The organism is Streptomyces sp. NPDC050448, from assembly GCF_040655295.1.
Taxonomy (GTDB): Bacteria; Actinomycetota; Actinomycetes; order Streptomycetales; family Streptomycetaceae; genus Streptomyces.
On sequence record NZ_JBFAJR010000005.1, the window covers coordinates 1 to 20,571 of the forward strand.

The following is a 20,571-nucleotide window of genomic DNA, read 5'->3' on the forward strand; positions in this document are numbered from 1 at the left end:
AAAACGCTCGACTGGAGAACCCCAGCCGAGCGCCTGCGTGATCTACTGACAGCCGCGTAAGCCATCAGGTGTTGCGAGGACCCCAAGAATCCGCCGGGTGAGAGCGGGGCCGTGTCGAGCGGGTCAGGCTACGCGTCGGGTTCGTCGGCGGTGTGGTTCCAGTCCACGGACATGTAGTCGTCCACGGTCATCTTCGCCGCCTTCTTGAAGCCGTTGGGGTGCATCGTGATCGTGGTGACGAACTTGACCCACGCGCGACGGACGGGGAGCGAAGTGTTCGGCCAGTCCTGAATCAGGCCAGCGATGCCAGACACGGGATCGATCGGGGGCAGGCCGGTGACACCCGACAGCTTCTCGTCGATCTCGTCCAGCCTGGCTCGGATCGCCTCGGTACCGGCCGTCATCTGCGACAGGGTGATGGAACCCGAGGCGTAGGCCACAGCCAACCCGTCCAGGCGTTCCCGCAGGGTCTGCGCTTCCTGGTGAAGGTGGGCCGAGTCGTCTCCCTGCTCCTGTCGAGCGGCGAGGACCCAGGGCAGGAAGTCGGGGAAGACGATCCGCGCCAGGACGGCGCTACCGGCGCGCTTGTCGGCCAGCTCTCGGGGCACGCGTACGTGCTTCTGTCCGCAGCGGTAGACCGGGGTCCCTCGGTACATGCCGCCTCGCACGGTCTCCCCGCAACGCCCACATGTAGCCAGTCCGGCGAGCAGGGTCTGAGGGGCTGAGCCGGTACGCGCACCACCCGTGAACCGCTTGGGGTTCGTCAGTGCCGACACGAGGGCGTAGTGCGTCGCTTCGTCCAGGATCGCGGGCCACTGACCCTCGCCCATCACTTCGCCCAGGTAGGTGGCCTGAGCGATGTACCGAGGGGAGATGAGCACCTTCTTCACTCCACCGACTCCCCACCCCTTCGTCTCGCCCTTCGCCTTGCCGGACGACGAGCGGGGAGCGAGCAGACCGAGGCCGGTCCAGAAGCGAGCGACAGATGCCAGGGTCTCGCCCTGAAGAACCATCTCGGCACCCTTGCGGATCGCCTCCGCCTCGTCTTCGACCACGGTCACGTAGTCGTCGGCGTAGCCGAAGGGACGAATACCCGCCTTGTGCGGGGTGCCGTTCTTCGCCGCCTGGAGGTTCGAAGCCTTCTGCCGGAGTGCCTTCTGCTCCCCCTCGTACTCCGCCCAAGCCGTAACCGTCTTGGCTGTGGCCCGACCAGCGGGAGTCGACAGGTCAAGGTGTCCAGCGTGGATGGCGTGGACGTTGACCCCGAGTGCGATCACTCGCAGCAGGTCTTCCGTCTTCCGTACAAGCCGGTCAGTGTGCCAGCAAAGGACGGCGGCCGGCTTGGACGCCAGCAGGCGCTCGAACCCCGGGCGTACCTTGCCCGAGGTGGCGCTGATGTCGTTGTCCGTGATCGCCTCGCGTACGGTCCAGCCACGGGCTGCGGCGTATGCCCGGCACTCTTCCTCCTGGCGCTGAACGCCCAACTGGTCGCCATGCTGATCCAGGCTGAGTCGAACGTAGATGGTGACGTCCACCTGTCTTGCCCCCCTTTTCCTGTCCCTGCACTACGTGCCCCAAAGTTTTACCACGAGTTCGACTGGTCCCGGGGCACCATCGGCTTCGCCGTCTCGGTGAACCTCGCGCTGTACGGGCTCACCGCCCCCTTCGCCGCCGCGCTGATGGACCGCTTCGGCATCCGCAAGGTGGTGGCCCTGGCCCTGCTGGTCATATCCGGCGGCACCGTGGCCACCGTGTGGATGACGGCGTCCTGGCAGCTGGTGCTGTTCTGGGGCGTGCTGGTGGGCCTGGGCAGCGGCTCCATGGCGCTGGCCTTCGCGGCGACCGTGACCAACCGCTGGTTCACCGCCCGGCGCGGGCTCGTCACCGGCATCCTGACCGCGGCCGGGGCCTCCGGTCAGCTGATCTTCCTGCCGCTGCTGTCCTGGCTGGTGGCACACCACGGCTGGCGTCCGGCGGCGGTGACGGTGTCGCTCGCGGCCCTGCTGGTCGTCCCGTTCGTCTGGCTGCTGCTGCGCGACCACCCGGCGGACGTGGGGCTCGCCCCGTACGGGGGCAGCTACGCCGAAAAGCCCGCACCGGCCCCGGGCGCGGCGCGCAGGGCGGTGAAGGTGCTGTTCGAGGCGGCCCGGACCGGCCCCTTCTGGCTGCTGGCGGGCACCTTCGCGATCTGCGGGGCCTCGACCAACGGCCTGGTCAAGACGCACTTCGTACCGGCGGCGCACGACCACGGCATGCCGGTGACGGCGGCCGCGGGACTGCTGGCGGTGGTCGGCGCTTTCGACGTGGTCGGCACCATCGCCTCCGGCTGGTTCACGGACCGCTTCGAGGCGCGCCGCCTGCTGGCGGTGTACTACGCCCTGCGCGGGATCTCGCTGCTGTTCCTGCCCATGCTGCTGGCGCCGTCCGTGCACCCGCCGATGGTCTTCTTCATCATCTTCTACGGGCTGGACTGGGTCGCGACCGTCCCGCCGACCATCGCGCTCTGCCGCGAGCACTACGGCGAGGACAGTGCGATCGTCTTCGGCTGGGTCCTGGCCTCGCACCAGGTGGGCGCGGCGGTGGTGGCCTTCCTGGGCGGCCTGGCCCGGGACGCCTTCGGCTCGTACGACCTCGTCTGGTACGCATCGGGCGCGCTGTGCGCGATGGCCGCGCTGATGGCGATGGTGATCCGCCGCCGCGGAGATGATCAACTGCCGGAGTGACCACACGGACCCAGCGCGCCTTCGAGGCGATCGGCCGGTTCAACGCCGTCCACCCCTGGGACCACAACGCCCACTACCACCGCTGGATCCTGCGCCGGCTGCCGGCACGGTTCGGCCGGGCGCTGGAGGTCGGCTCGGGCAGCGGTGACCTGGCCCGGCTCCTGGCCGGCCGGGCCGGGCCGGGGCGGTGCACGGCGTCGACGCCGATGCGGCGATCGTCGCCCGGGCGCGGGAGCTGACCCCTTCGGGCGTCCCCGTGACGTTCACCGTGGGGGACGCGCTGACGGGGCTGCCGCCGGGTCCGTACGAGGTCATCACCTGAGTCGCCACGCTGCACCACCTGCCGTTCGCCGATGCCCTGCGCCACTTCCGCCGGCACTTGGCGCCGGGCGAACCCCTGGTCGTCGTCGGTCCCGCGCAGGCGCAGACCCCGGGCGACCGCCTGCTCGGCGCCGCCGCGATTTCGCCGAACGCCGCCCTGGGCCGGGTCAAGAACCAGGACCGCACGGCTCCCCGGCCGCCCTCGATCACCGCCCCGACCCGCCCGGCGGCCATGGGCTTCCGGGCCGTCGTCCGCGAGGCCGAGGCCGTACTGCCGGGCGCGCGGCTGCGCCGGAGGCCGTTCTGGCGGCACACCCTGGTCTGGCGCGAGGCCTGATCCGAGGACCGGTACGAGGCCGGCAGGGCCTCCGCCGGGTCAGGCGCCTGCCGGGGTGGCGGACTTGAGGGTGCCGTCCGGGGCCGCCAGGAGCACCGGGGTGGCCGGGCCGCCGAGGTCGCGGACCGCCGCGCGGTCGGCGTCGGCCACCGCCTCCGCCGAGCTGACCACGGCCGCGGCCTCCAGGGACTCGGCCCCGCTCGCCACCGCCATCGCGACCGCCGTCTGCAGGGCACTCAGCTTCAGGGACTCGAGCTCCACCGTCCCGGCGACGTACGTGCGGCCCGTCTCGTCCCGCACCGCAGCACCCTCGGGCACCCCGTTGCGGGCCCGGGCGCTGCGCGCCAGCGTGATGATCTTGCTGTCCTCGGGGTTGATCCCGGTGCTGTCGGTCATGGTCGAAAGCATAGGGAGCGCCTCGGCGGGACCGCACGACGGCCCCGCCGAGGCGCTCTCCCGAGCTGCCCTCACGGCCGGTCGAGCCGGAGCCGCTCCGCCCTCGGCAGGCCCGCGACCACGAGGTCGTACGAGTCCTCGATCAGCTCCCGCACCAGCGCGTCCGGCAGCCCGCCGACCGTCACCGTGTTCCAGTGCCGCTTGTTCATGTGCCAGCCCGGCGCGATCGCCTCGTGCTCCTCCCGCAGCCGCACCGCCAGCTCCGGTTCGCACTTGAGGTTCACGGTCAGCGGGTCCCCGTCCAGCGCGCAGAGCGCGAACATCTTGCCGAGCACCTTGAACACCGAGGTCTCGGCATTGAAGGGGAACTCCTCCACCGCCGCGTTGAAACCCAGGCAGAAAGCGCGCAGCTCCGCCGGCGTCATTCGCCCTCCCCGCCCTCGCCCGCCGCTGCGGCCATCGGCTCCACCAGCACCGTCACGATCTTGTTCCGCCGGCCCGCCGGGGACTCGGCCGTCAGCCGCAGCGGCCGCCCGTCCGGCAGCTCCACGACCGCCGAGGCGCCCGCGATCGGCACCCGGCCCAGCGCCTTCGCCAGCAGCCCGCCGACCGTCTCCACGTCCTCGTCGTCGTAGTCCTCGACCTTGAACAGCTCGCCGAGGTCGGTGATGTCGAGGCGCGCCGTCACCCGGTAGCGGTCCTCGCCCAGGTCCTCGACGGGTGCGAGCTCTCGGTCGTACTCGTCGGTGATCTCGCCGACGATCTCCTCGAGGATGTCCTCGATGGTGACGATGCCCGCCGTGCCGCCGTACTCGTCGACGACCACGGCCACGTGGTTGCGCACCTGCTGCATCTCCCGCAGCAGATCGCCCGCGTTCTTGGTGTCCGGGACGAACACGGCCGACCGCATCGCCGTCGTGACCAGGTCGGCCTCCGCCTCCCGGCTGATGTGCGTCTTGCGGACCAGGTCCTTCAGGTACACGATGCCGACGATGTCGTCCTCGTTCTCCCCGGTCACCGGGATGCGCGAGAAGCCCGACCGCAGCGCCAGCGTCGTCGCCTGACGGACCGTCTTGTACCGCTCGATGCAGACCAGGTCGGTGCGCGGCACCATCACCTCGCGCACGAGGGTGTCGCCGAGCTCGAAGACCTGGTGCACCATCCGGCGCTCCTCGTCCTCGATCAGCGACTCCTTCTCCGCCAGGTCGACCATCGCGCGCAGCTCGGCCTCGGAGGCGAACGGCCCCTTGCGGAAGCCCTTTCCGGGCGTGAGCGCGTTGCCGATGAGGATCAGCAGCTGCGGGATGGGCCCCATGACGCGGGCGAGCGGGACCAGGACGTACGAGGCCGCCGTCGCCGTGTTGAGGGGGTGCTGGCGGCCGATGGTGCGGGGGGAGACCCCGACGGCCACGAAGGACACGAGCACCATCACGGCGATCGCGATGAGCAGTGCCTTCCAGCTGTCGCCGAACTCGTCGAGGCAGACGTACGTGACGAGCACGCCCGCCGCCATCTCGCAGGTGACCCGCACGAGCAGCGCCACGTTGAGGTAGCGGGTGGGGTCGGCGGCGACCTGCGCGAGCTTCTCGCTGCCGCGCCGGCCCTCCCGTACGGCCTGCTCGGCACGGAAGCTCGAGATCCGGGCGATCCCGGACTCGGCGCACGCCGCGAACCAGGCCACCACCACCAGCAGCACCGCGCCGGTGATCAGCTGCGGGGCGGTCACGAGACGGTCGGGGCCGGGGACGGACCGGTCATGCCGCGCTCACCGCGCCAGCCGTCGACGATGGCCGCCTGGAGGCCGAACATCTCGGCCTTCTCGTCCGGCTCCTCGTGGTCGTACCCGAGCAGGTGCAGCACCCCGTGGACGGTCAGGAGCTGGAGCTCCTCGTCCATGGAGTGCTGCGTCGGGGCGTCCTCGCCCTGCTTCTTCGCCACCTCGGGGCAGAGCACGATGTCGCCGAGGAGCCCCTGCGGGGGCTCCTCGTCGTCCTTCGCCGGCGGACGGAGCTCGTCCATCGGGAAGGACATGACGTCGGTGGGTCCGGGCAGGTCCATCCACTGCATGTGGAGCTGCTCCATGGCGTCCTCGTCGACGACGATGACGGAGAGCTCGGACAGCGGGTGGATCCGCATCCGGGTGAGTGCGTAGCGGGCGATGTCGAGGATCGCCCGCTCGTCGACCTCGGTTCCGGACTCGTTGTTGACGTCGATCGACATGGTGCGCTGGGTTCTACTTCCGCTGGTAGCCGTTCCGGGACTGCTGGGCGTCCTGGCTGTCGTCGTACTTCTCGTACGCGTCGACGATACGGCCGACCAGCTTGTGCCGGACGACATCCTCGGACGTGAGCCGCGAGAAGTGGATGTCGGGAAGCCCTTCGAGGATCGCCTGGACCTGGCGCAGACCCGACTTCGTACCGCCGGGAAGGTCGACCTGGGTGACGTCACCCGTGATGACGATCTTCGAATCGAAGCCGAGCCGGGTCAGGAACATCTTCATCTGTTCCGGGCTCGTGTTCTGCGCCTCGTCGAGGACCACGAAGGCATCATTGAGGGTGCGGCCGCGCATGTACGCCAGAGGGGCCACCTCGATGGTCCCGGCGGCCATGAGCCGCGGGATCGAATCCGGGTCGATCATGTCGTGCAGCGCGTCGTACAGCGGGCGCAGGTACGGGTCGATCTTGTCGAAGAGCGTGCCGGGCAGGAAGCCGAGCCGCTCTCCGGCCTCGACGGCGGGGCGGGTCAGGATGATCCGGCTGACCTGCTTGGACTGCAGGGCCTGGACCGCCTTGGCCATGGCGAGGTAGGTCTTGCCGGTGCCGGCGGGGCCGATGCCGAACACGATCGTGTTCTTGTCGATCGCGTCGACGTACCGCTTCTGGTTGAGGGTCTTGGGGCGGATGGTGCGGCCGCGGCTGGAGAGGATGTTCTGGGTGAGCACCTCTGCGGGCGTCTCGTCCGGACCGTCGCCATTGCCGCTCGCCTTGAGCATGGCGATCGAGCGTTCCACTGCGTCCTCCGTCATCGGCTGCCCGGTGCGGAGCACCAGCATCATCTCGTCGAACAGGCGCTGGATCATGGCGACTTCCGCTGCATCGCCGACCGCGCTGACCTGATTGCCCCGAACATGGATGTCGGCCTTCGGGAAGGCCTTCTCGATCACGCGCAACAGGGCGTCACCCGAGCCGAGCACCGAGACCATCGGATGCCTGGCCGGAACGGTGAAGTGGGCTCGCGCCTGCCCCGGCGCCGGTGTCTGGGCTGTGGGTGTCTGAGTCATGGGCCGGCACTGTGGCCTGCACATACCTCCCGCTGAGGGGCCTCGCCGATCGACGACCTCCGGAGTACCAAGCGTACGTCTCCGCCGCGCCATCCCCGAGGGGTTTTCCGGCGCCCTTCACGCCCTCCCGAGGCCGGCCCGCCTACACCGAGTGGCGGAAGCCGATGGTCGGGACCGCCCTGCGGCGGGAGGCCGGCTCCGTGCCCGGCGGGACCAGCTCGTCCAGGAAGCCGTAGCGCGGCCGCAGGGCCTCGGGGGCCGTGCGCCACCAGTGGGCCACCTCCGGCCAGCCCGGGGCCGACAGCGAGCCGCCGAACTCCTGGACCGACAGGGCCGCCGTCAGGCCCGCGAAGGCCAGCCGGTCCGCCAGCGGCCACCCCGCCAGGGTGCCGGTGACGAAGCCCGCCACGAAGACGTCCCCCGCCCCCGTCGGGTCCAGCTCGTCCACGGTGATCCCGGGAACCTCCGCCGTCTCGCCGGTCCGCCCGTCCACCGCGTACGAGCCCTCCCCGCCCATCGTCACCACCGCGACGGGCACCTTGTGCGCCAGCGCCCGCGCCGCCGCCCGCGGACAGTCGGTCCGCGTGTACCGCATCGCCTCCCCCGCGTTCGGCAGGAAGGCCTCGCAGTGCTCCAGGTCCGCCAGGGCCCCCAGGTCCCAGCGCCCGCTCTCGTCCCACCCCACGTCCGCGAAGATCCGCGATCCGCGCCGCGCCGCCTCCGCGATCCACGGGTCCGTCCGCCCCGGGCCCAGCGAGGCCACGGCCGCCCGGGTGCGCGGCGGGCACTGCGGGAACGGTGCGGGGCCCGCCGGGGGCGGGGCCTCGTGGCCGTGCGAGACCATCGTGCGCTCGCCCTCGTACGCCATCGAGACCGTGACCGGGCTGTGCCAGCCGGCGATGGTCCGCGACATGGACAGGTCGATGCCCTCGCCCTGCTCGAGCGCGTCCCAGCAGTACTCGCCGTAGTGGTCGTCGCCGAACGCCGCGGCCAGCGAGGTGCGCAGGCCGAGCCGGGCCAGCGCGGTGGCCATGTTGGCCACTCCCCCGGGGCTGGAGCCCATGCCGCGCGCCCAGGACTCCGTACCGCGGACCGGGGCCGAGTCGAGGCCGGTGAAGATGATGTCGAGGAAGACCGTGCCGGTCAGGAAGACGTCGCACCCCGGTTCCTGGGGGTCCCGCAGCGGACCGAGCGGGTCCACGGCTGCGTTGCGGCTGGTGCGGCTGTCCCGACTGGTCACGGTGTACTCCCCGTTTGATAGGAAGGGTCGTTTCTGCAAGCGGGCATGCGGCGGAAAGCTGCCAGGTTTGCCCGCCCCCGGCAGGCCCAAACCAAGTGTGTCGCAGATCACTCTCGCGCTGCTCTTCTCGGCCTCATGAACCAATTGATAGACAAAGGCACCGCGGCTCCGCGGAATCTCTCGCCCCACCTGCGCACCACCTGGGAACAGCCCTGTCCGACAACTCCTCCGCGCCGCCCGCCACCTGGCCCCTGGTGGCCCTCTTCACGGCCGGTTACGTCGCCCCGTACCTGCTCCCCACCGTCGTCGGACGGCTCGACGCCCATCTCCCGCTGAGCCCCGCGCAGGCCGGGCTGGTCGGCACGGCCCTGCTGCTCGGCTCTGCCACGGCCGGATTGACCCTGGCCTCCCGCATCCCCCGCCACGGACAGCGCCCGCTGGCCCGGCTCGGACTGCTGCTCGCCGTCCTGGGCTACGGCACGGCGGCCTCGACCACGCTGCTCCCGCTGGTGGTTGCGGGCGTGGTGGTCGGCGGCTTCGGCTCCGGTACCGCCACCGCCGTGGCCGCCTCCGGGATCGCCGGGCAGCGCGATCCGCACCGCACCTCCGCCCTCGGGCTGCTGTCGGTCTCGGCGACCGCGGGGGCCCTGTACCTGACCCTGCCGCGCCTCGGCGGCGGACACGGGCTGCCGTTCGCGGCCATCGCCCTGGTCGCGGTGCTGGCCTGGCCCGCGACCGGCCGGCTGGGCGGGCCCACCCGTCGAGGTCCCGCCGTACGGGGCTCCGGGCGGCTGCCGCACCCGCGCGCCGGGGCGGTGCTGGCGGGCTGCCTGCTGCTCTGGTCGCTGACCCAGGAGGCCCTGTGGGGCGTCAGCGGCCGGATCGGCGCCGAGCAGGCGGGCCTGCCCGAGGCCACGCTGGGCGTCGTCTTCGCGGTGGCGCTGGGCGCGGGCCTGCTCGGGGTCACGGCCGCCTCCGCGTTCGGGGCCCGGCTGGGGCGGGCGCTCCCGATCGGCGCGGGCACGGCGGCCATCGCCGGCTGCGTGGTGCTGACCTCCTCCGCGGACGGGCTCGCCGGGTTCGCCGCCGGGGAGATCCTGTGGAACGCCGTCTACCCGGTCGTCCTCTCGTACGTGATCGGCCTCGCGGCGGCCCTGGACCCGCGCGGCCGCTGGGCGGTGCTCGCCGGCTCCGCCTCCTCGCTGGGCACGGCCTGCGGGCCCGTGGCCGGCAGCCTGCTCGCCGAGGGGTTCGGCTTCCCGGGCATGGGGCTGGCGCTCGGCGTGCTGCTGCTGGCGGTGGCCGGGCCGCTGACCGCGGTCGCGCTGCGATCCGGCGGCCGCACGCCGGTTCCGGCCGAGGGGCCGGTCCGCCGCGGCGGGGCCCCGGCCACGGCGGTGCGGACCGGTCCCGGGGCCGGGCCGGAGCCGGCGGGCGCGCCCGTGCGCGTACGCCGCACCCCGCGCCGGGTGCTGCTGCTCTCCCCGGCGGCCCGCCGGTCCCGGAGCCAGGAGCAGGAGCAGAACCAGGACCACGACCAGGACCGGAAGCGGACCGGGGTCTAGGGGGTGTCCGGCGGATCAGGGCCGGGCCCGGGCCGCCTGGCACCCCCTAGCCGCGCTTCGGCAGGGGCACCCGTACGAGGTCCGCGGCGATCGTCAGTTCGCCCTCGAAGCCGGCCGCGCGGGCCTGGCGTTCGAACTCCTGCGGGTCCGCGTAGCGCTGCGAGAAGTGCGTCAGCACCAGGTGCCGTACGCCCGCGTCGCGCGCGACCCGGGCCGCCTGACCGGCGGTGAGGTGCCCGTGGTCGGTGGCCAGCGCCTCGTCCTCGTCGAGGAACGTGGACTCGATCACCAGCATGTCGCAGCCCTCGGCGAGCGCGTCCACGCCCGGGCACAGCCGGGTGTCCATGACGAAGGCGAAGCTCTGCCCGGGCCTCGGCTCGCTGACCTCGTCCAGGGTGACGCCGTAGAGCGTCCCCTCACGCTGGATCCGGCCCACGTCGGGCCCCTTGATCCCGTGGTGTGCGAGCCACTCCGGCACCATGCGGCGCCCGTCGGGCTCGGTGAGCCGGTAGCCGAAGGATTCGACCGGGTGCGAGAGCCGGCGGGCCTCCAGGGTGTACGAGGGCCCCTGGGCCAGCGTCCCGTCCGCGGCCACGGGTTCCTCGCGGAGCGGGACGGTCTCCCGGTAGGCGGTGGCGTACCGGAGCCGCTCGAAGAACTTCTGCCCGGAGGCCGGGTAGTGCGCGGTGACGGGGTGCGGGACCTGGTCCAGGTTGATGCGCTGGATCACCCCGGCGAGGCCGAGGCTGTGGTCACCGTGGAAGTGGGTGACGCAGATCCGGTTGATGTCGTGCGCGGCCACCCCGGCGCGGAGCATTTGGCGCTGGGTGCCCTCGCCCGGGTCGAAGAGGATGCCCTCGCCGTCCCAGCGCAGCAGGTAGCCGTTGTGGTTGCGATGCCGGGTGGGCACCTGGCTGGCGGTGCCCAGCACGACGAACTCTCGTACGGACACGGTCTATCCGGGGGGCCACTGGAGGCCGCGCCCGCCGAGGACGTGCGCGTGCGCGTGGAAGACGGTCTGGCCGGCGCCCGCGCCCGTGTTGAACACGATCCGGTAGCCGTGGTCGTCGATCTTCTCCTCGGCGGCGATCTCGCCGGCCACGCGCAGCAGGTCGGCGGTGATGGCCGGCTCGGCGGCGGCGAGCGAGGCGGCGTCCGGGTAGTGCACCCGCGGGATCACGAGGACGTGGGTGGGCGCCTGCGGGTTGATGTCCCGGAAGGCGAACGTCGTCTCGGTCTCCCTGACCACGGTCGCCGGGATGTTCCCCGCGACGATCTTGCAGAACAGGCAGTCCGCCTGCGGTTCCCCGGCCATTGCTGCGCCTTCCGTGACAGTGGCGTCGACGGACCGTCGACGCCGGTGTTGATCAGCTCCGGCATCGTAACCGGCGCCGTCGGCGCCCTCGAGTGGGTATCAGGACCAGCGGCCGGTGCGCGCCAGGAGGACCGCCGTCGCCGCGGTGCCGGCGGTGGAGGTGCGCAGGACCGAGGAGCCCAGGCGGTAGGGGTGGGCACCGGCCTGCGCGAAGACGGCCAGCTCCTCCGGGGAGACCCCGCCCTCCGGGCCCACCACCAGGACGATGGAGCCCTTGGCCGGGAGCTCGGCCGTGGCCAGGGCCCCCGAGGGGGCGTCCCGGTCCTCGTGGAGGACCATCGCCAGGTCGGCCCCGGCCAGCAGCGCCGCGACCTGCTTCGTGGACATGGCCTCCGCCACCTCCGGGAAGCGGACCCGGCGGGACTGCTTGCCCGCCTCCCGGGCCGTGGCACGCCACTTGGCCAGGGACTTGGCGCCGCGGTCGCCGCGCCACTGGGTGATGCAGCGCGAGGCCTGCCAGGGGACGATCGCGTCCACACCGGTCTCGGTCATGGTCTCGACGGCGAGCTCGCCTCGGTCCCCCTTGGGCAGGGCCTGGACGACGGTGATCCGCACGCCCGGTTCGGGCTCCCGGCCGGTGGCGGACACCGAGACGACCAGCCGGTCCTTGCCGTCGGCCGCCTTGACCAGCGCCTGCGCCCAGCCGCCGCGGCCGTCCGTGAGGACCACCGCCTCGCCCTGGTTCAGCCGCTTCACGGAGACCGCGTGCCGGCCTTCCGGGCCGTCGAGCACGAACTCCGGCCCCGCGGGGACCTCTTCGACCACGAACACGGGGGCGGTCATGACGTACTCCTCTTCTGCATTGCGTTCAACGCACTCTGGGCCTCGGCCAGTTCGGCCGCCAGCACCTCCACCAGCTCCCCCGCGGGCAGCGCCCGCGCCAGCCGGTGCCCCTGGCCGGCCCACAGGGCCATGCCCTGCGGGTCCCCGGCCGCGGCGGCCGCCTTGCGCAGCCCGGCGGTCATGTGGTGGATCTGCGGGTACGCGGCCGGGGCGTACGGCCCGTGCTCCCGCATGAACCGGTTCACCAGGCCCCGGGCCGGCCGCCCCGAGAACGCCCTGGTGAGCTCCGTGTGGGCGAAGAGGGGATCCGTCAGCGCCTTCTTGTGCAGCGGGTGCGCGCCCGACTCGGGGCAGGCCAGGAACGCGGTGCCGAGCTGCGCCGCCTCCGCTCCCGCCGCCAGCAGCGCGGCGATCTGCGAGCCCCGCATCAGACCGCCCGCCGCGATGATCGGGAGGGCCACGGCCTCGCGTACCTGCGCCACCAGCGCGAGCAGGCCCACGCCCGCCGTGCCGTCTGCCTGCGGGTCGTCGCGGTGGGTGCCCTGATGGCCGCCGGCCTCCACGCCCTGGACGCAGACGGCGTCGGCGCCCGCGGCCTGCGCGGAGCGGGCCTCGTCGACCGAGGTGACGGTGACGACCGAGTACGTGCCCGCCTTGCGCAGCGAGGCGAGGACCACGGGCGTGGGACAGCCGAAGGTGAACGAGACCACGGGAACGGGGTCTTCGAGGAGGATCGCGAGCTTGGCGTCGTAGCCGTCGTCGCTGGTGCCGATGATGTCCTCGTCGGCCAGGGAGAGCTCGTACCAGCTGGCCTCACCGGCCAGCTGCCCGCGGTACGCCTCCACGGCGGCCGGGTCCACGTACCCGGTCTGCGGCATGAAGAGGTTCACGCCGAACGGGCGCCGGGTGAGCGCGCGGAGCCTCTTGATCTCCTGGTACATGCCGTCGGCGGTCTTGTAGCCGCCGGCCAGGAAGCCCAGCCCGCCCGCCTCGCACACGGCGGCGGCGAGCGGCGGACAGGAGGCGCCGCCCGCCATGGGAGCCTGCACGATCGGGTACGGGGAGAGACCGTTCGGTGCGGTGGACATGGACTGCATCGTGCCATGTCCCGCTCACCGGGCCGAATCACGGCATTCGCCTGGCATAGTCCGCTTCACCGGGCGCGTCCGGAACAATGCGACGAGCCCGGCCCGGGGCATCCCCGGACCGGGCTTCGTCACGTGCTCCTGCAAGGGGAAAGGCCGGTCAGCGGCCGTTGAAGGCGTCCTTCAGGCGGCTGAACAGCCCCTGCTGACCCGGCGCGAACTGGCCCATGGGCCGCTCCTCACCGCGCAGCTTGGCGAGCTGGCGCAGCAGTTCCTCCTGCTGGGCGTCCAGCTTGCCCGGGGTGGTGACCTCGACGTGGACGATCAGATCGCCCCGGCCGCCGCCGCGCAGGTGCGTGACGCCGCGCCCGTGCAGCGGGATCGACTGGCCCGACCCGGTACCGGGCCGGATGTCGATCTCCTCCATGCCGTCCAGCGTCTCCAGCGGGCACTTGGTGCCCAGGGCCGCGGCCGTCATGGGGAGGGTCACCGTGCAGTGCAGGTCGTCCCCGCGCCGCTGGAAGGTCGGGTGCGACAGCTCGTGGATCTCCACGTACAGGTCGCCGGCGGGGCCGCCGCCGGGGCCGACCTCGCCCTCGCCCGCGAGCTGGATCCGGGTGCCGTTCTCGACACCGGCCGGGATCTTGACCGTGAGGCTGCGGCGGGACCGGACCCGGCCGTCGCCCGCGCACTCGGGGCACGGGGTCGGGACCACGGTGCCGAAGCCCTGGCACTGGGGGCAGGGGCGCGAGGTCATGACCTGGCCCAGGAAGGACCGGGTGACCTGCGACACCTCACCGCGGCCACGGCACATGTCACACGTCTGCGCCGAGGTGCCGGGGGCGGCACCCTCGCCGGAGCAGGTGGTGCAGACGACGGCCGTGTCGACCTGGATGTCCTTGGTCGTGCCGAAGGCGGCCTCGTCCAGCTCCAGGTCGAGGCGGATCATGGCGTCCTGGCCGCGGCGGGTCCGCGAGCGCGGTCCGCGCTGCGAGGCCTGGCCGAAGAAGGCGTCCATGATGTCGGAGAAGTTGCCGAAGCCACCTGCTCCGAAGCCGCCGGCGCCACCGCCGCCCGAGGAGGACAGCGGGTCGCCACCGAGGTCGTAGACCTGCTTCTTCTGCGGGTCCGAGAGCACCTCGTAGGCCGCGTTGATCTCCTTGAAGCGCTCCTGCGTCTTCGGGTCCGGATTCACGTCCGGGTGGAGTTCACGCGCGAGGCGGCGGAAAGCCTTCTTGATCTCGTCCTGCGATGCATCGCGGCGTACGCCGAGAACGGCGTAGTAGTCCGTGGCCACTTACGACTCCGCCAGGATCTGTCCGACGTAACGTGCCACTGCGCGTACCGCTCCCATCGTTCCGGGGTAGTCCATGCGGGTCGGTCCGACCACGCCGAGTTTGGCGACAGTTTCGCCGCCCGAACCGTAGCCGACCGAGACGACGGACGTGGAGTTCAGTCCCTCGTAGGCATTCTCATGCCCGATCCGTACGGCCATTCCCGACTCATTGGCCTCGCCGAGCAGCTTGAGGAGCACGACCTGCTCCTCCAGCGCCTCGAGCACCGGCCTGATCGTCAGGGGAAAATCATGTCCGAAGCGCGTGAGATTGGCGGTTCCGCCGATCATCAGCCGCTCCTCGGCCTCCTCGACCAGCGTCTCCAGCAGGGTCGCGAGCACGGTCGACACCGTGCTGCGGTCCTCCGACTCGAACGACTCCGGCAGGTCCTGCACGAGCTGCGGCACGTCGGTGAACCGGCGACCGACGACCCGGCTGTTGAGCCGCGCCCGCAGATCGGCGAGCGAGGTCTCGCCGAACGGTGTCTGGCAGTCGACGAGCCGCTGCTCGACCCGTCCTGTATCGGTGATCAGCACGAGCATGAGCCGGGCTGGAGCCAGCGACAGCAACTCGACGTGCCGGACCGTGGACCGGGTCAGGCTCGGGTACTGGACGACGGCGACCTGCCGGGTGAGCTGCGCGAGCAGCCGCACGGTCCGGCCGACGACGTCGTCGAGGTCGACGGCCCCGTCGAGGAAGTTCTGGATGGCCCGGCGCTCGGGCGTCGAGAGGGGTTTGACCCCCGCCAGCCTGTCGACGAAGAGCCGGTAGCCCCTGTCCGTGGGGATCCGGCCGGCGCTGGTGTGGGGCTGGGCGATGTAGCCCTCCTCCTCCAGCACGGCCATGTCGTTGCGCACGGTGGCGGGCGAGACGCCGAGCCGGTGCCGCTCGGTGAGCGCCTTGGAGCCGACCGGCTCCTCCGTCCCGACGTAGTCCTGGACGATGGCGCGCAGCACCTCGAGTCTGCGTTCGCTGAGCATCGCGCACACCTCCAGCTGGTCGTCGGCGCTCGTCGTGGTCGGTTTCATCTGCTTCGTTGGCACTCCGGGCGTTCGAGTGCCAGAGATCCCCCGGCCAGTGTACGGCCGGGTAGTCAGCCCCTGGCAAGGGAGGCCCGCCAGGGTAGCGTCGCGCCATGGACGTACGTTGGGAAGAGGCGGGCTGGGAGCGGCTGACCGGGCGGACCGGCCGGAGGCGGCTTCCGGTGTGGGACTGCACCGTGGGACTGGTGGTGGGGGACGAATCGGTCCTCCTGATCGATCCGGGCTCGTGCGTTCGGGAGGGTGCGCAGCTGCGGGCCGAGGCGGAGCGGCTGACGGGCCGGCGCGTGACGCATATCGCATTCACCCACGGACATTTCGATCACGTGCTGGGCGTGGCCGCGTTCGCCGGCGCCGAGGTGTACGGGGCGGTCGGACTGGACGCGGAGCTGTCGACCGGCCGCGACGGGCTGCGCGAAAGCGCGGTACGGCACGGACTGGACGCGGCGGAGGCGGCCGAGGCCGCGGACCTGCTGGTACTGCCGCGGCATCCGGTGTCCGGCGAGTGGACGCTGGAGCTGGGCGGGGTACAGGTGCTGCTGGCGAACGTCGGGCCCGGGCACACCCGGTACGACCTGGCGGTGTGCGTGCCGGGCGAGCGCGAGGTGGTGTTCTGCGGGGACCTGGTGGAGGAGTCGGGCGAACCGCAGGCGGGCCGCGACGCGGTGCCGGCGCAGTGGCCGGCGGCCATCGACCGCCTGCTGTCGCTGGGCGGGGAGGACGCCCTGTACGTGCCGGGTCACGGAGCGGTGGTCTCCGCGGCTTTTGTCCGTGCGCAACGGGACACACTGCGGGCGCAGTTCGGCGTGTCGGGCGCCTGAGACCGCCCCGTCTCCTAGTGTCGGCCGGATGCGTGAGTACTCCCCCGACCTGACCCCCCAGTGGAAGCGCGCCAAGGCCGTGCCGGAGGTGCCGGCCGAGCCCGACCTGGTGGTCGAGGTGGCGGGTACGGACTTCTGCGGCGCGGTGGTGGCCTGCGAGGCGGGCACGGTGACCCTGGAGGACCGCTTCGGCAAGCGCCGGGTGTTCCCGCTGGAGCCGCGGGGGTTCCTGCTCGAGGGGGCCGTGGTGACACTGACCCGCCCGTCGCGGGCCCCGCAGGCGCCGCTGCGCACCGCGTCGGGCTCCGTGGCGGTCCCCGGGGCGCGCGCCCGCGTGGCCCGCGCCGGGCGGATCTACGTGGAGGGCCGGCACGACGCCGAGCTGGTGGAGCGGGTCTGGGGCGACGACCTGCGGATCGAGGGCGTGGTGGTGGAGTACCTGGAGGGCATCGACGACCTCCCCGCCATCGTCGCGGACTTCGCCCCGGCCCCGGACGCCCGCCTGGGCATCCTGGTGGACCACCTGGTCCCGGGCTCGAAGGAGTCCCGTATCGCGGCGTCGGTGACCTCCCCGCACGTCCTGATCGTCGGCCACCCGTACGTGGACGTCTGGCAGGCGGTGAAGCCGTCCGCGCTGGGCATCGGGGCGTGGCCGGTGATCCCGCGGGGCCAGGACTGGAAGACGGGCGTCTGCCGGGCGCTGGGCTGGCCGGAGAACACCGGAGCCGCCTGGCGGCACATCCTGTCCCGCGTGACGTCGTACAAGGACCTGGAGCCCACCCTGCTGGGCTCGGTGGAACACCTGATCGACCACGTCACGGCCTGACCGCCGCATCGGGCCCCTCCGGCGTTTTGAGGTGCGGGGCTCAGGCAGGTGGCGCAGGCGCCGCCGCGCGGGGCTGCCTCCCCGCCCCGCCCTTCCACCGTTCCCCGGGCTCTGCCCGGCCCCGCCGGCGATCGAGGCGCCGGGTCAGTCGACCAGGTCGCGGACCACCGCGTCGGCCAGGAGCCGCCCCCGCAGGGTCAGAACGGCGCGCCCGGCCTCGTACGGGCCGGCCTCCAGGAGCCCGTCCGCCAGCGCCCGGCGGGACGCCGCAAGCCCGGCCGGGGCCAGCAGGGACAGCGGCACGCCGTCCACCAGCCGCAGTTCCAGCAGGATCCGCTCCACCCGCCGGTCCTCCGGGGACAAGAGCTCGCGCCCCGCGCCCGGCGAGCGCCCTTCGGCCAGGGCGGCGGCGTAGGCCCCGGGGTGCTTCACGTTCCACCACCGCACGCCGCCCACGTGCGAGTGCGCGCCGGGCCCGGCGCCCCACCAGTCGGCTCCGCGCCAGTACAGCTCGTTGTGCAGGCAGCGGCCGGCCTCCGAGGTGGCCCAGTTCGAGACCTCGTACCAGGAGTACCCGGCCTCGGCCATCACGGAGTCCGCGATCAGGTACCGGTCCGCGTGCACGTCGTCGTCCGTCATCGGGACCTCGCCCCGCCGGATCCGGCGCGCCAGCTGGGTGCCCTCCTCCACGATCAGCGCGTACGCGCTGATGTGATCGGGCCCGGCCCCCAGCGCGGCCGAGAGCGACGCCCGCCAGTCCTCGTCCGACTCCCCCGGGGTGCCGTAGATCAGGTCCAGGTTGACGTGCTCGAAGCCCGCCCCGCGCGCTTCCGCGACGCACGCCTCGGGCCGGCCCGGCGTGTGCGTGCGGTCCAGCACCTTCAGGACGTGCTGCTTCGCGCTCTGCATGCCGAAGGAGATCCGGTTGAAGCCGCCGGCCCGCAGTTCGGCGAGGTACGCCGGGTTCACGGACTCCGGATTGGCCTCGGTGGTGATCTCGGCGTCCTCGGCCAGGCCGAATTCGTCGCGGATCGCCGCGAGCATCCGCACGAGGTCCGCGGCCGGCAGCAGCGTCGGCGTACCGCCGCCCACGAACACCGTCCGGACGGCCCGCGGATCGTCCCCGAGCACCTTGCGGGCGAGGCGGACCTCGTCGATCAGGGTGTCGGCGTAGTTCTCCCGGGAGGCGAGCACGCCGCCGGTGCCGCGCAGCTCGGTCGCGGTGTACGTGTTGAAGTCGCAGTACCCGCAGCGCGTGGCGCAGTACGGGACGTGCAGGTAGAACCCGAGCGGCCGGTCCCCGGCACCCGCCAGGGCATGCGACGGCAGCGAGCCGTCTTCGGGCATGGGTTCACCGTCGGGCAGTGCGGAAGGCATGCACCCATTGTCCCGCACCCCGGCCGGCGGCCGGGCCGCTCGTCGGCTCCGGCCGGGCGTCCGGCGGCCGCCCGGCGGGCCGGCCGCCCCCGGGCCGCCGGCCCCGTACCGCCCGCCGCAGGCGCTACGCCTCCCGCGCGCCCTCGTACATCGCGTCGATCAGGTGCTTGAACTCACGCTCGACGGCCGGCCGCTTGAGCTTGAGGCTGGGCGTGAGGTCGCCGTGCTCCACGTCTAGGTCGCGGGGCAGGATCCGGAACTTCTTGACCGTCTGCCAGCGCTGGAGGCCCTCGTTCAAGGTCTGGACGTACGTCTCGATCAGCCGGTTCGTCTCCGCCGCGGCCAGGACCTCGGCGTACGTCTTGCCCTCGAGCCCGTTCTCCGCGGCCCAGCCCAGGATCGACGGCTCGTCGAGCGCGATCAGGGCGGCGCAGAAGTTCCGGTCGGCGCCGTGCACCACGATGCTCGACACGTACGGGCAGATCGCCTTGAACTGTCCCTCGATCTCGGCCGGGGCGACGTACTTGCCGTTCGAGGTCTTGATCAGGTCCTTCTTGCGGTCGGTGATGCGCAGGTAGCCGTCGGGCGAGAGCTCGCCGATGTCGCCCGTGTGCAGCCAGCCGTCCTCCTCCAGCACCTCGGCGGTCTTCTCGGGCTGCAGGTGGTAGCCCTGCATGACGCCGGGGCCGCGCAGCAGGATCTCGCCGTCGTCGGCGATGCGGACCTCGGTGCCGGGGAGCGGCTTGCCGACCGTGCCGGTGCGGTAGGCCTCGCCGGGGTTGACGAAGGAGGCGGCGCTGGACTCGGTGAGGCCGTAGCCCTCGAGGATGTTGATGCCGGCGCCGGCGAAGAAGTAGCCGATCTCGGGGGCCAGGGCGGAGGCGCCGGAGACGGCGGCGCGCAGCCGGCCGCCGAAGGCGTCGCGGAGCTTGGCGTAGACGAGCGCGTCGGCGATCTTGTGCTTGGTGGCGAGGCCGAAGGGAGCCGTGGCGCTGCCGGTGCGCCGGTAGTTGTCCTGGGTGACCTTGGCGTACTCGCGGGCCACGCCGACCGACCACTGGAAGATCTTGTACTTGGCGCCGCCGCCGGCCCGGGCCTTGGCCGCGACCCCGTTGTAGACCTTCTCGAAGATGCGCGGGACGGCCGCCATGTAGGTGGGCTGGACGACCGGCAGATTCTCGATGATCTTGTCGATCCGGCCGTCGACGGCGGTGACGTGCCCGACCTCGATCTGGCCGGAGGTCAGGACCTTGCCGAAGACGTGCGCGAGCGGCAGCCACAGGTACTGGACGTCGTCGCTGGAGATCATGCCGGTGGCGACGGTGGCCTTGGCCATGTACGACCAGTTGTCGTGCGGGAGCCGTACGCCCTTGGGGCGACCGGTGGTGCCCGAGGTGTAGATCAGCGTGGCGAGCTGGTCGGCGGTGATGGCCGCGATCCGCTCCTTGACCGCCTCGGGGTGCTTGGCGAGGTACTCCTTGCCGCGCGCCTCCAGGTCGGCGAGGGAGAGCACCCAGCCCTCCGGATCGCCGTCGGCCGGCACCGCGTCGGCGGACTCCAGGACCACCACGTGGGCGAGCTCGGGCAGGTCGGCGCGGCGCTCGCGGGCCTTGGCCAGCTGGGCCGCGTCCTCGGCGATCAGCACGCGGCTGGCCGAGTCGGAGAGGATGAACGCCGACTCCTCGGCGTTGGTGCTCGGGTAGATCGTGGTCACGGCGCCGCCGGCGCACATGACGCCCAGGTCGGACAGGATCCATTCGACGCGGGTGTTGGAGGCGAGTGCGACCCGCTCCTCGGGCTGCAGGCCGAGGTCCAGCAGGCCCGCGGCGATGCCGAAGACCCGCTCGGACGCCTGGCCCCAGCTCAGCGACTTCCAGTCGTCCGGGCCGCTGCCGCCGGCCGCGGGCACCGGGAACCGGTAGGCCTCGGCGTTCGGCGTGGCGGCGACACGCTCAAGGAAGAGGGCCGCCACGGTGGGCGGGCGGTTCTCGATCAAGGTCTGTGTGTCGCTCACGGACGTCCTCCGGACCACGCGGCAGGGCCTGTCATCCAAGGCGGTGGATGACGG

Annotated in this window: 18 protein-coding genes and 2 pseudogenes; 5 read left to right on the plus strand and 15 right to left on the minus strand. The window is 72.3% G+C overall.

Translation table 11 applies throughout. The features are described 5' to 3' along the window. Positions 1-128: 128 nt before the first annotated feature. On the minus strand, positions 129-1,535 hold the full coding sequence (locus tag AB0I68_RS08395; RefSeq protein ID WP_363176450.1) for a recombinase family protein: 1,407 nt from the start codon (positions 1,533-1,535) through the stop codon (positions 129-131). A 54-nt stretch (positions 1,536-1,589) separates the two neighbouring features. Between AB0I68_RS08395 and AB0I68_RS08400 the strand changes: the two are divergent. Together AB0I68_RS08400 and AB0I68_RS08405 are read left to right on the plus strand one after the other, a co-directional pair. Next, a pseudogene (locus tag AB0I68_RS08400) lies at positions 1,590-2,723 on the plus strand (MFS transporter); the annotation flags it as partial. After that, a pseudogene (locus AB0I68_RS08405) lies at positions 2,720-3,381 on the plus strand (class I SAM-dependent methyltransferase). The pseudogenes AB0I68_RS08400 and AB0I68_RS08405, both read left to right, overlap by 4 nt. A gap of 39 nt (positions 3,382-3,420) precedes the next feature. Here AB0I68_RS08405 and AB0I68_RS08410 read toward each other — a convergent pair. From AB0I68_RS08410 to AB0I68_RS08435, 6 genes are all read right to left on the minus strand, one after another. Then, on the minus strand, positions 3,421-3,777 hold the full coding sequence (locus AB0I68_RS08410) for a cytidine deaminase (RefSeq protein WP_363176451.1): 357 nt from the start codon (positions 3,775-3,777) through the stop codon (positions 3,421-3,423). A gap of 71 nt (positions 3,778-3,848) precedes the next feature. Then, positions 3,849-4,202: an MmcQ/YjbR family DNA-binding protein gene (locus tag AB0I68_RS08415; protein ID WP_363176452.1), complete on the minus strand. Its 354-nt coding sequence runs from the start codon at positions 4,200-4,202 to the stop codon at positions 3,849-3,851. Then, positions 4,199-5,503: a hemolysin family protein gene (locus AB0I68_RS08420; RefSeq protein WP_363176453.1), complete on the minus strand. Its 1,305-nt coding sequence runs from the start codon at positions 5,501-5,503 to the stop codon at positions 4,199-4,201. The genes AB0I68_RS08415 and AB0I68_RS08420 overlap by 4 nt, the downstream gene beginning before the upstream one ends. After that, a complete protein-coding gene (gene ybeY, locus AB0I68_RS08425) occupies positions 5,500-5,997 on the minus strand; it encodes an rRNA maturation RNase YbeY (RefSeq protein ID WP_363176454.1) in 498 nt (165 codons plus the stop codon). The genes AB0I68_RS08420 and ybeY overlap by 4 nt, the downstream gene beginning before the upstream one ends. Before the next feature lie 13 nt (positions 5,998-6,010). Continuing rightward, positions 6,011-7,057 carry a PhoH family protein gene (locus AB0I68_RS08430; protein WP_363176456.1) on the minus strand — a complete coding sequence of 349 codons (1,047 nt, stop codon included), beginning with the start codon at positions 7,055-7,057 and terminating at the stop codon, positions 6,011-6,013. Between the two features lie 142 nt (positions 7,058-7,199). Next, complete coding sequence (locus tag AB0I68_RS08435; protein WP_363176457.1) at positions 7,200-8,297, minus strand: PfkB family carbohydrate kinase; 1,098 nt, start codon at positions 8,295-8,297, stop codon at positions 7,200-7,202. A gap of 254 nt (positions 8,298-8,551) precedes the next feature. Here AB0I68_RS08435 and AB0I68_RS08440 point away from each other — a divergent pair, with 254 nt between their 5' ends. Further along, entirely contained in the window at positions 8,552-9,862 is a 1,311-nt protein-coding gene (locus AB0I68_RS08440; RefSeq protein ID WP_363176458.1) for an MFS transporter, read from the plus strand. A 46-nt stretch (positions 9,863-9,908) separates the two neighbouring features. Here the strand turns inward: AB0I68_RS08440 and AB0I68_RS08445 are convergent, their stop codons facing one another. From AB0I68_RS08445 to hrcA, 6 genes are all read right to left on the minus strand, one after another. Beyond that, the gene (locus AB0I68_RS08445; protein ID WP_363176459.1) at positions 9,909-10,814 is read right to left on the minus strand and encodes a ribonuclease Z; all 906 of its coding nucleotides are present in this window, start codon (positions 10,812-10,814) and stop codon (positions 9,909-9,911) included. A gap of 3 nt (positions 10,815-10,817) precedes the next feature. Further along, positions 10,818-11,177: a histidine triad nucleotide-binding protein gene (locus AB0I68_RS08450; RefSeq protein WP_030297163.1), complete on the minus strand. Its 360-nt coding sequence runs from the start codon at positions 11,175-11,177 to the stop codon at positions 10,818-10,820. A gap of 99 nt (positions 11,178-11,276) precedes the next feature. Further along, on the minus strand, positions 11,277-12,020 hold the full coding sequence (locus AB0I68_RS08455; protein ID WP_363176460.1) for a 16S rRNA (uracil(1498)-N(3))-methyltransferase: 744 nt from the start codon (positions 12,018-12,020) through the stop codon (positions 11,277-11,279). Beyond that, positions 12,017-13,108, minus strand: coding sequence for a nitronate monooxygenase (locus AB0I68_RS08460; RefSeq protein ID WP_363176461.1), 1,092 nt, complete (start codon positions 13,106-13,108; stop codon positions 12,017-12,019). Before AB0I68_RS08460 ends, AB0I68_RS08455 begins: the two co-directional genes overlap by 4 nt. Positions 13,109-13,265: 157 nt before the next feature. After that, positions 13,266-14,402 (minus strand): molecular chaperone DnaJ, encoded by a 1,137-nt coding sequence (dnaJ, locus tag AB0I68_RS08465; protein ID WP_363176462.1) that lies wholly within the window; start codon positions 14,400-14,402, stop codon positions 13,266-13,268. Next, a complete protein-coding gene (gene hrcA, locus AB0I68_RS08470; RefSeq protein WP_363176713.1) occupies positions 14,403-15,419 on the minus strand; it encodes a heat-inducible transcriptional repressor HrcA in 1,017 nt (338 codons plus the stop codon). Positions 15,420-15,574: 155 nt separating this feature from the next. On the opposite strand from hrcA, the gene AB0I68_RS08475 reads away from it, so the two are divergent. Next, positions 15,575-16,300, plus strand: a complete 726-nt coding sequence (locus tag AB0I68_RS08475) for an MBL fold metallo-hydrolase (RefSeq protein WP_363176463.1) — start codon at positions 15,575-15,577, stop codon at positions 16,298-16,300. A 28-nt stretch (positions 16,301-16,328) separates the two neighbouring features. Continuing rightward, positions 16,329-17,126 (plus strand): DUF3097 domain-containing protein, encoded by a 798-nt coding sequence (locus AB0I68_RS08480; protein ID WP_363176464.1) that lies wholly within the window; start codon positions 16,329-16,331, stop codon positions 17,124-17,126. A gap of 144 nt (positions 17,127-17,270) precedes the next feature. Here AB0I68_RS08480 and hemW read toward each other — a convergent pair whose 3' ends face one another. Next, positions 17,271-18,503 (minus strand): radical SAM family heme chaperone HemW, encoded by a 1,233-nt coding sequence (hemW, locus tag AB0I68_RS08485; protein ID WP_363176465.1) that lies wholly within the window; start codon positions 18,501-18,503, stop codon positions 17,271-17,273. A gap of 124 nt (positions 18,504-18,627) precedes the next feature. Continuing rightward, positions 18,628-20,517 carry an AMP-dependent synthetase/ligase gene (locus AB0I68_RS08490; RefSeq protein ID WP_363176466.1) on the minus strand — a complete coding sequence of 630 codons (1,890 nt, stop codon included), beginning with the start codon at positions 20,515-20,517 and terminating at the stop codon, positions 18,628-18,630. Positions 20,518-20,571 lie beyond the last annotated feature (54 nt).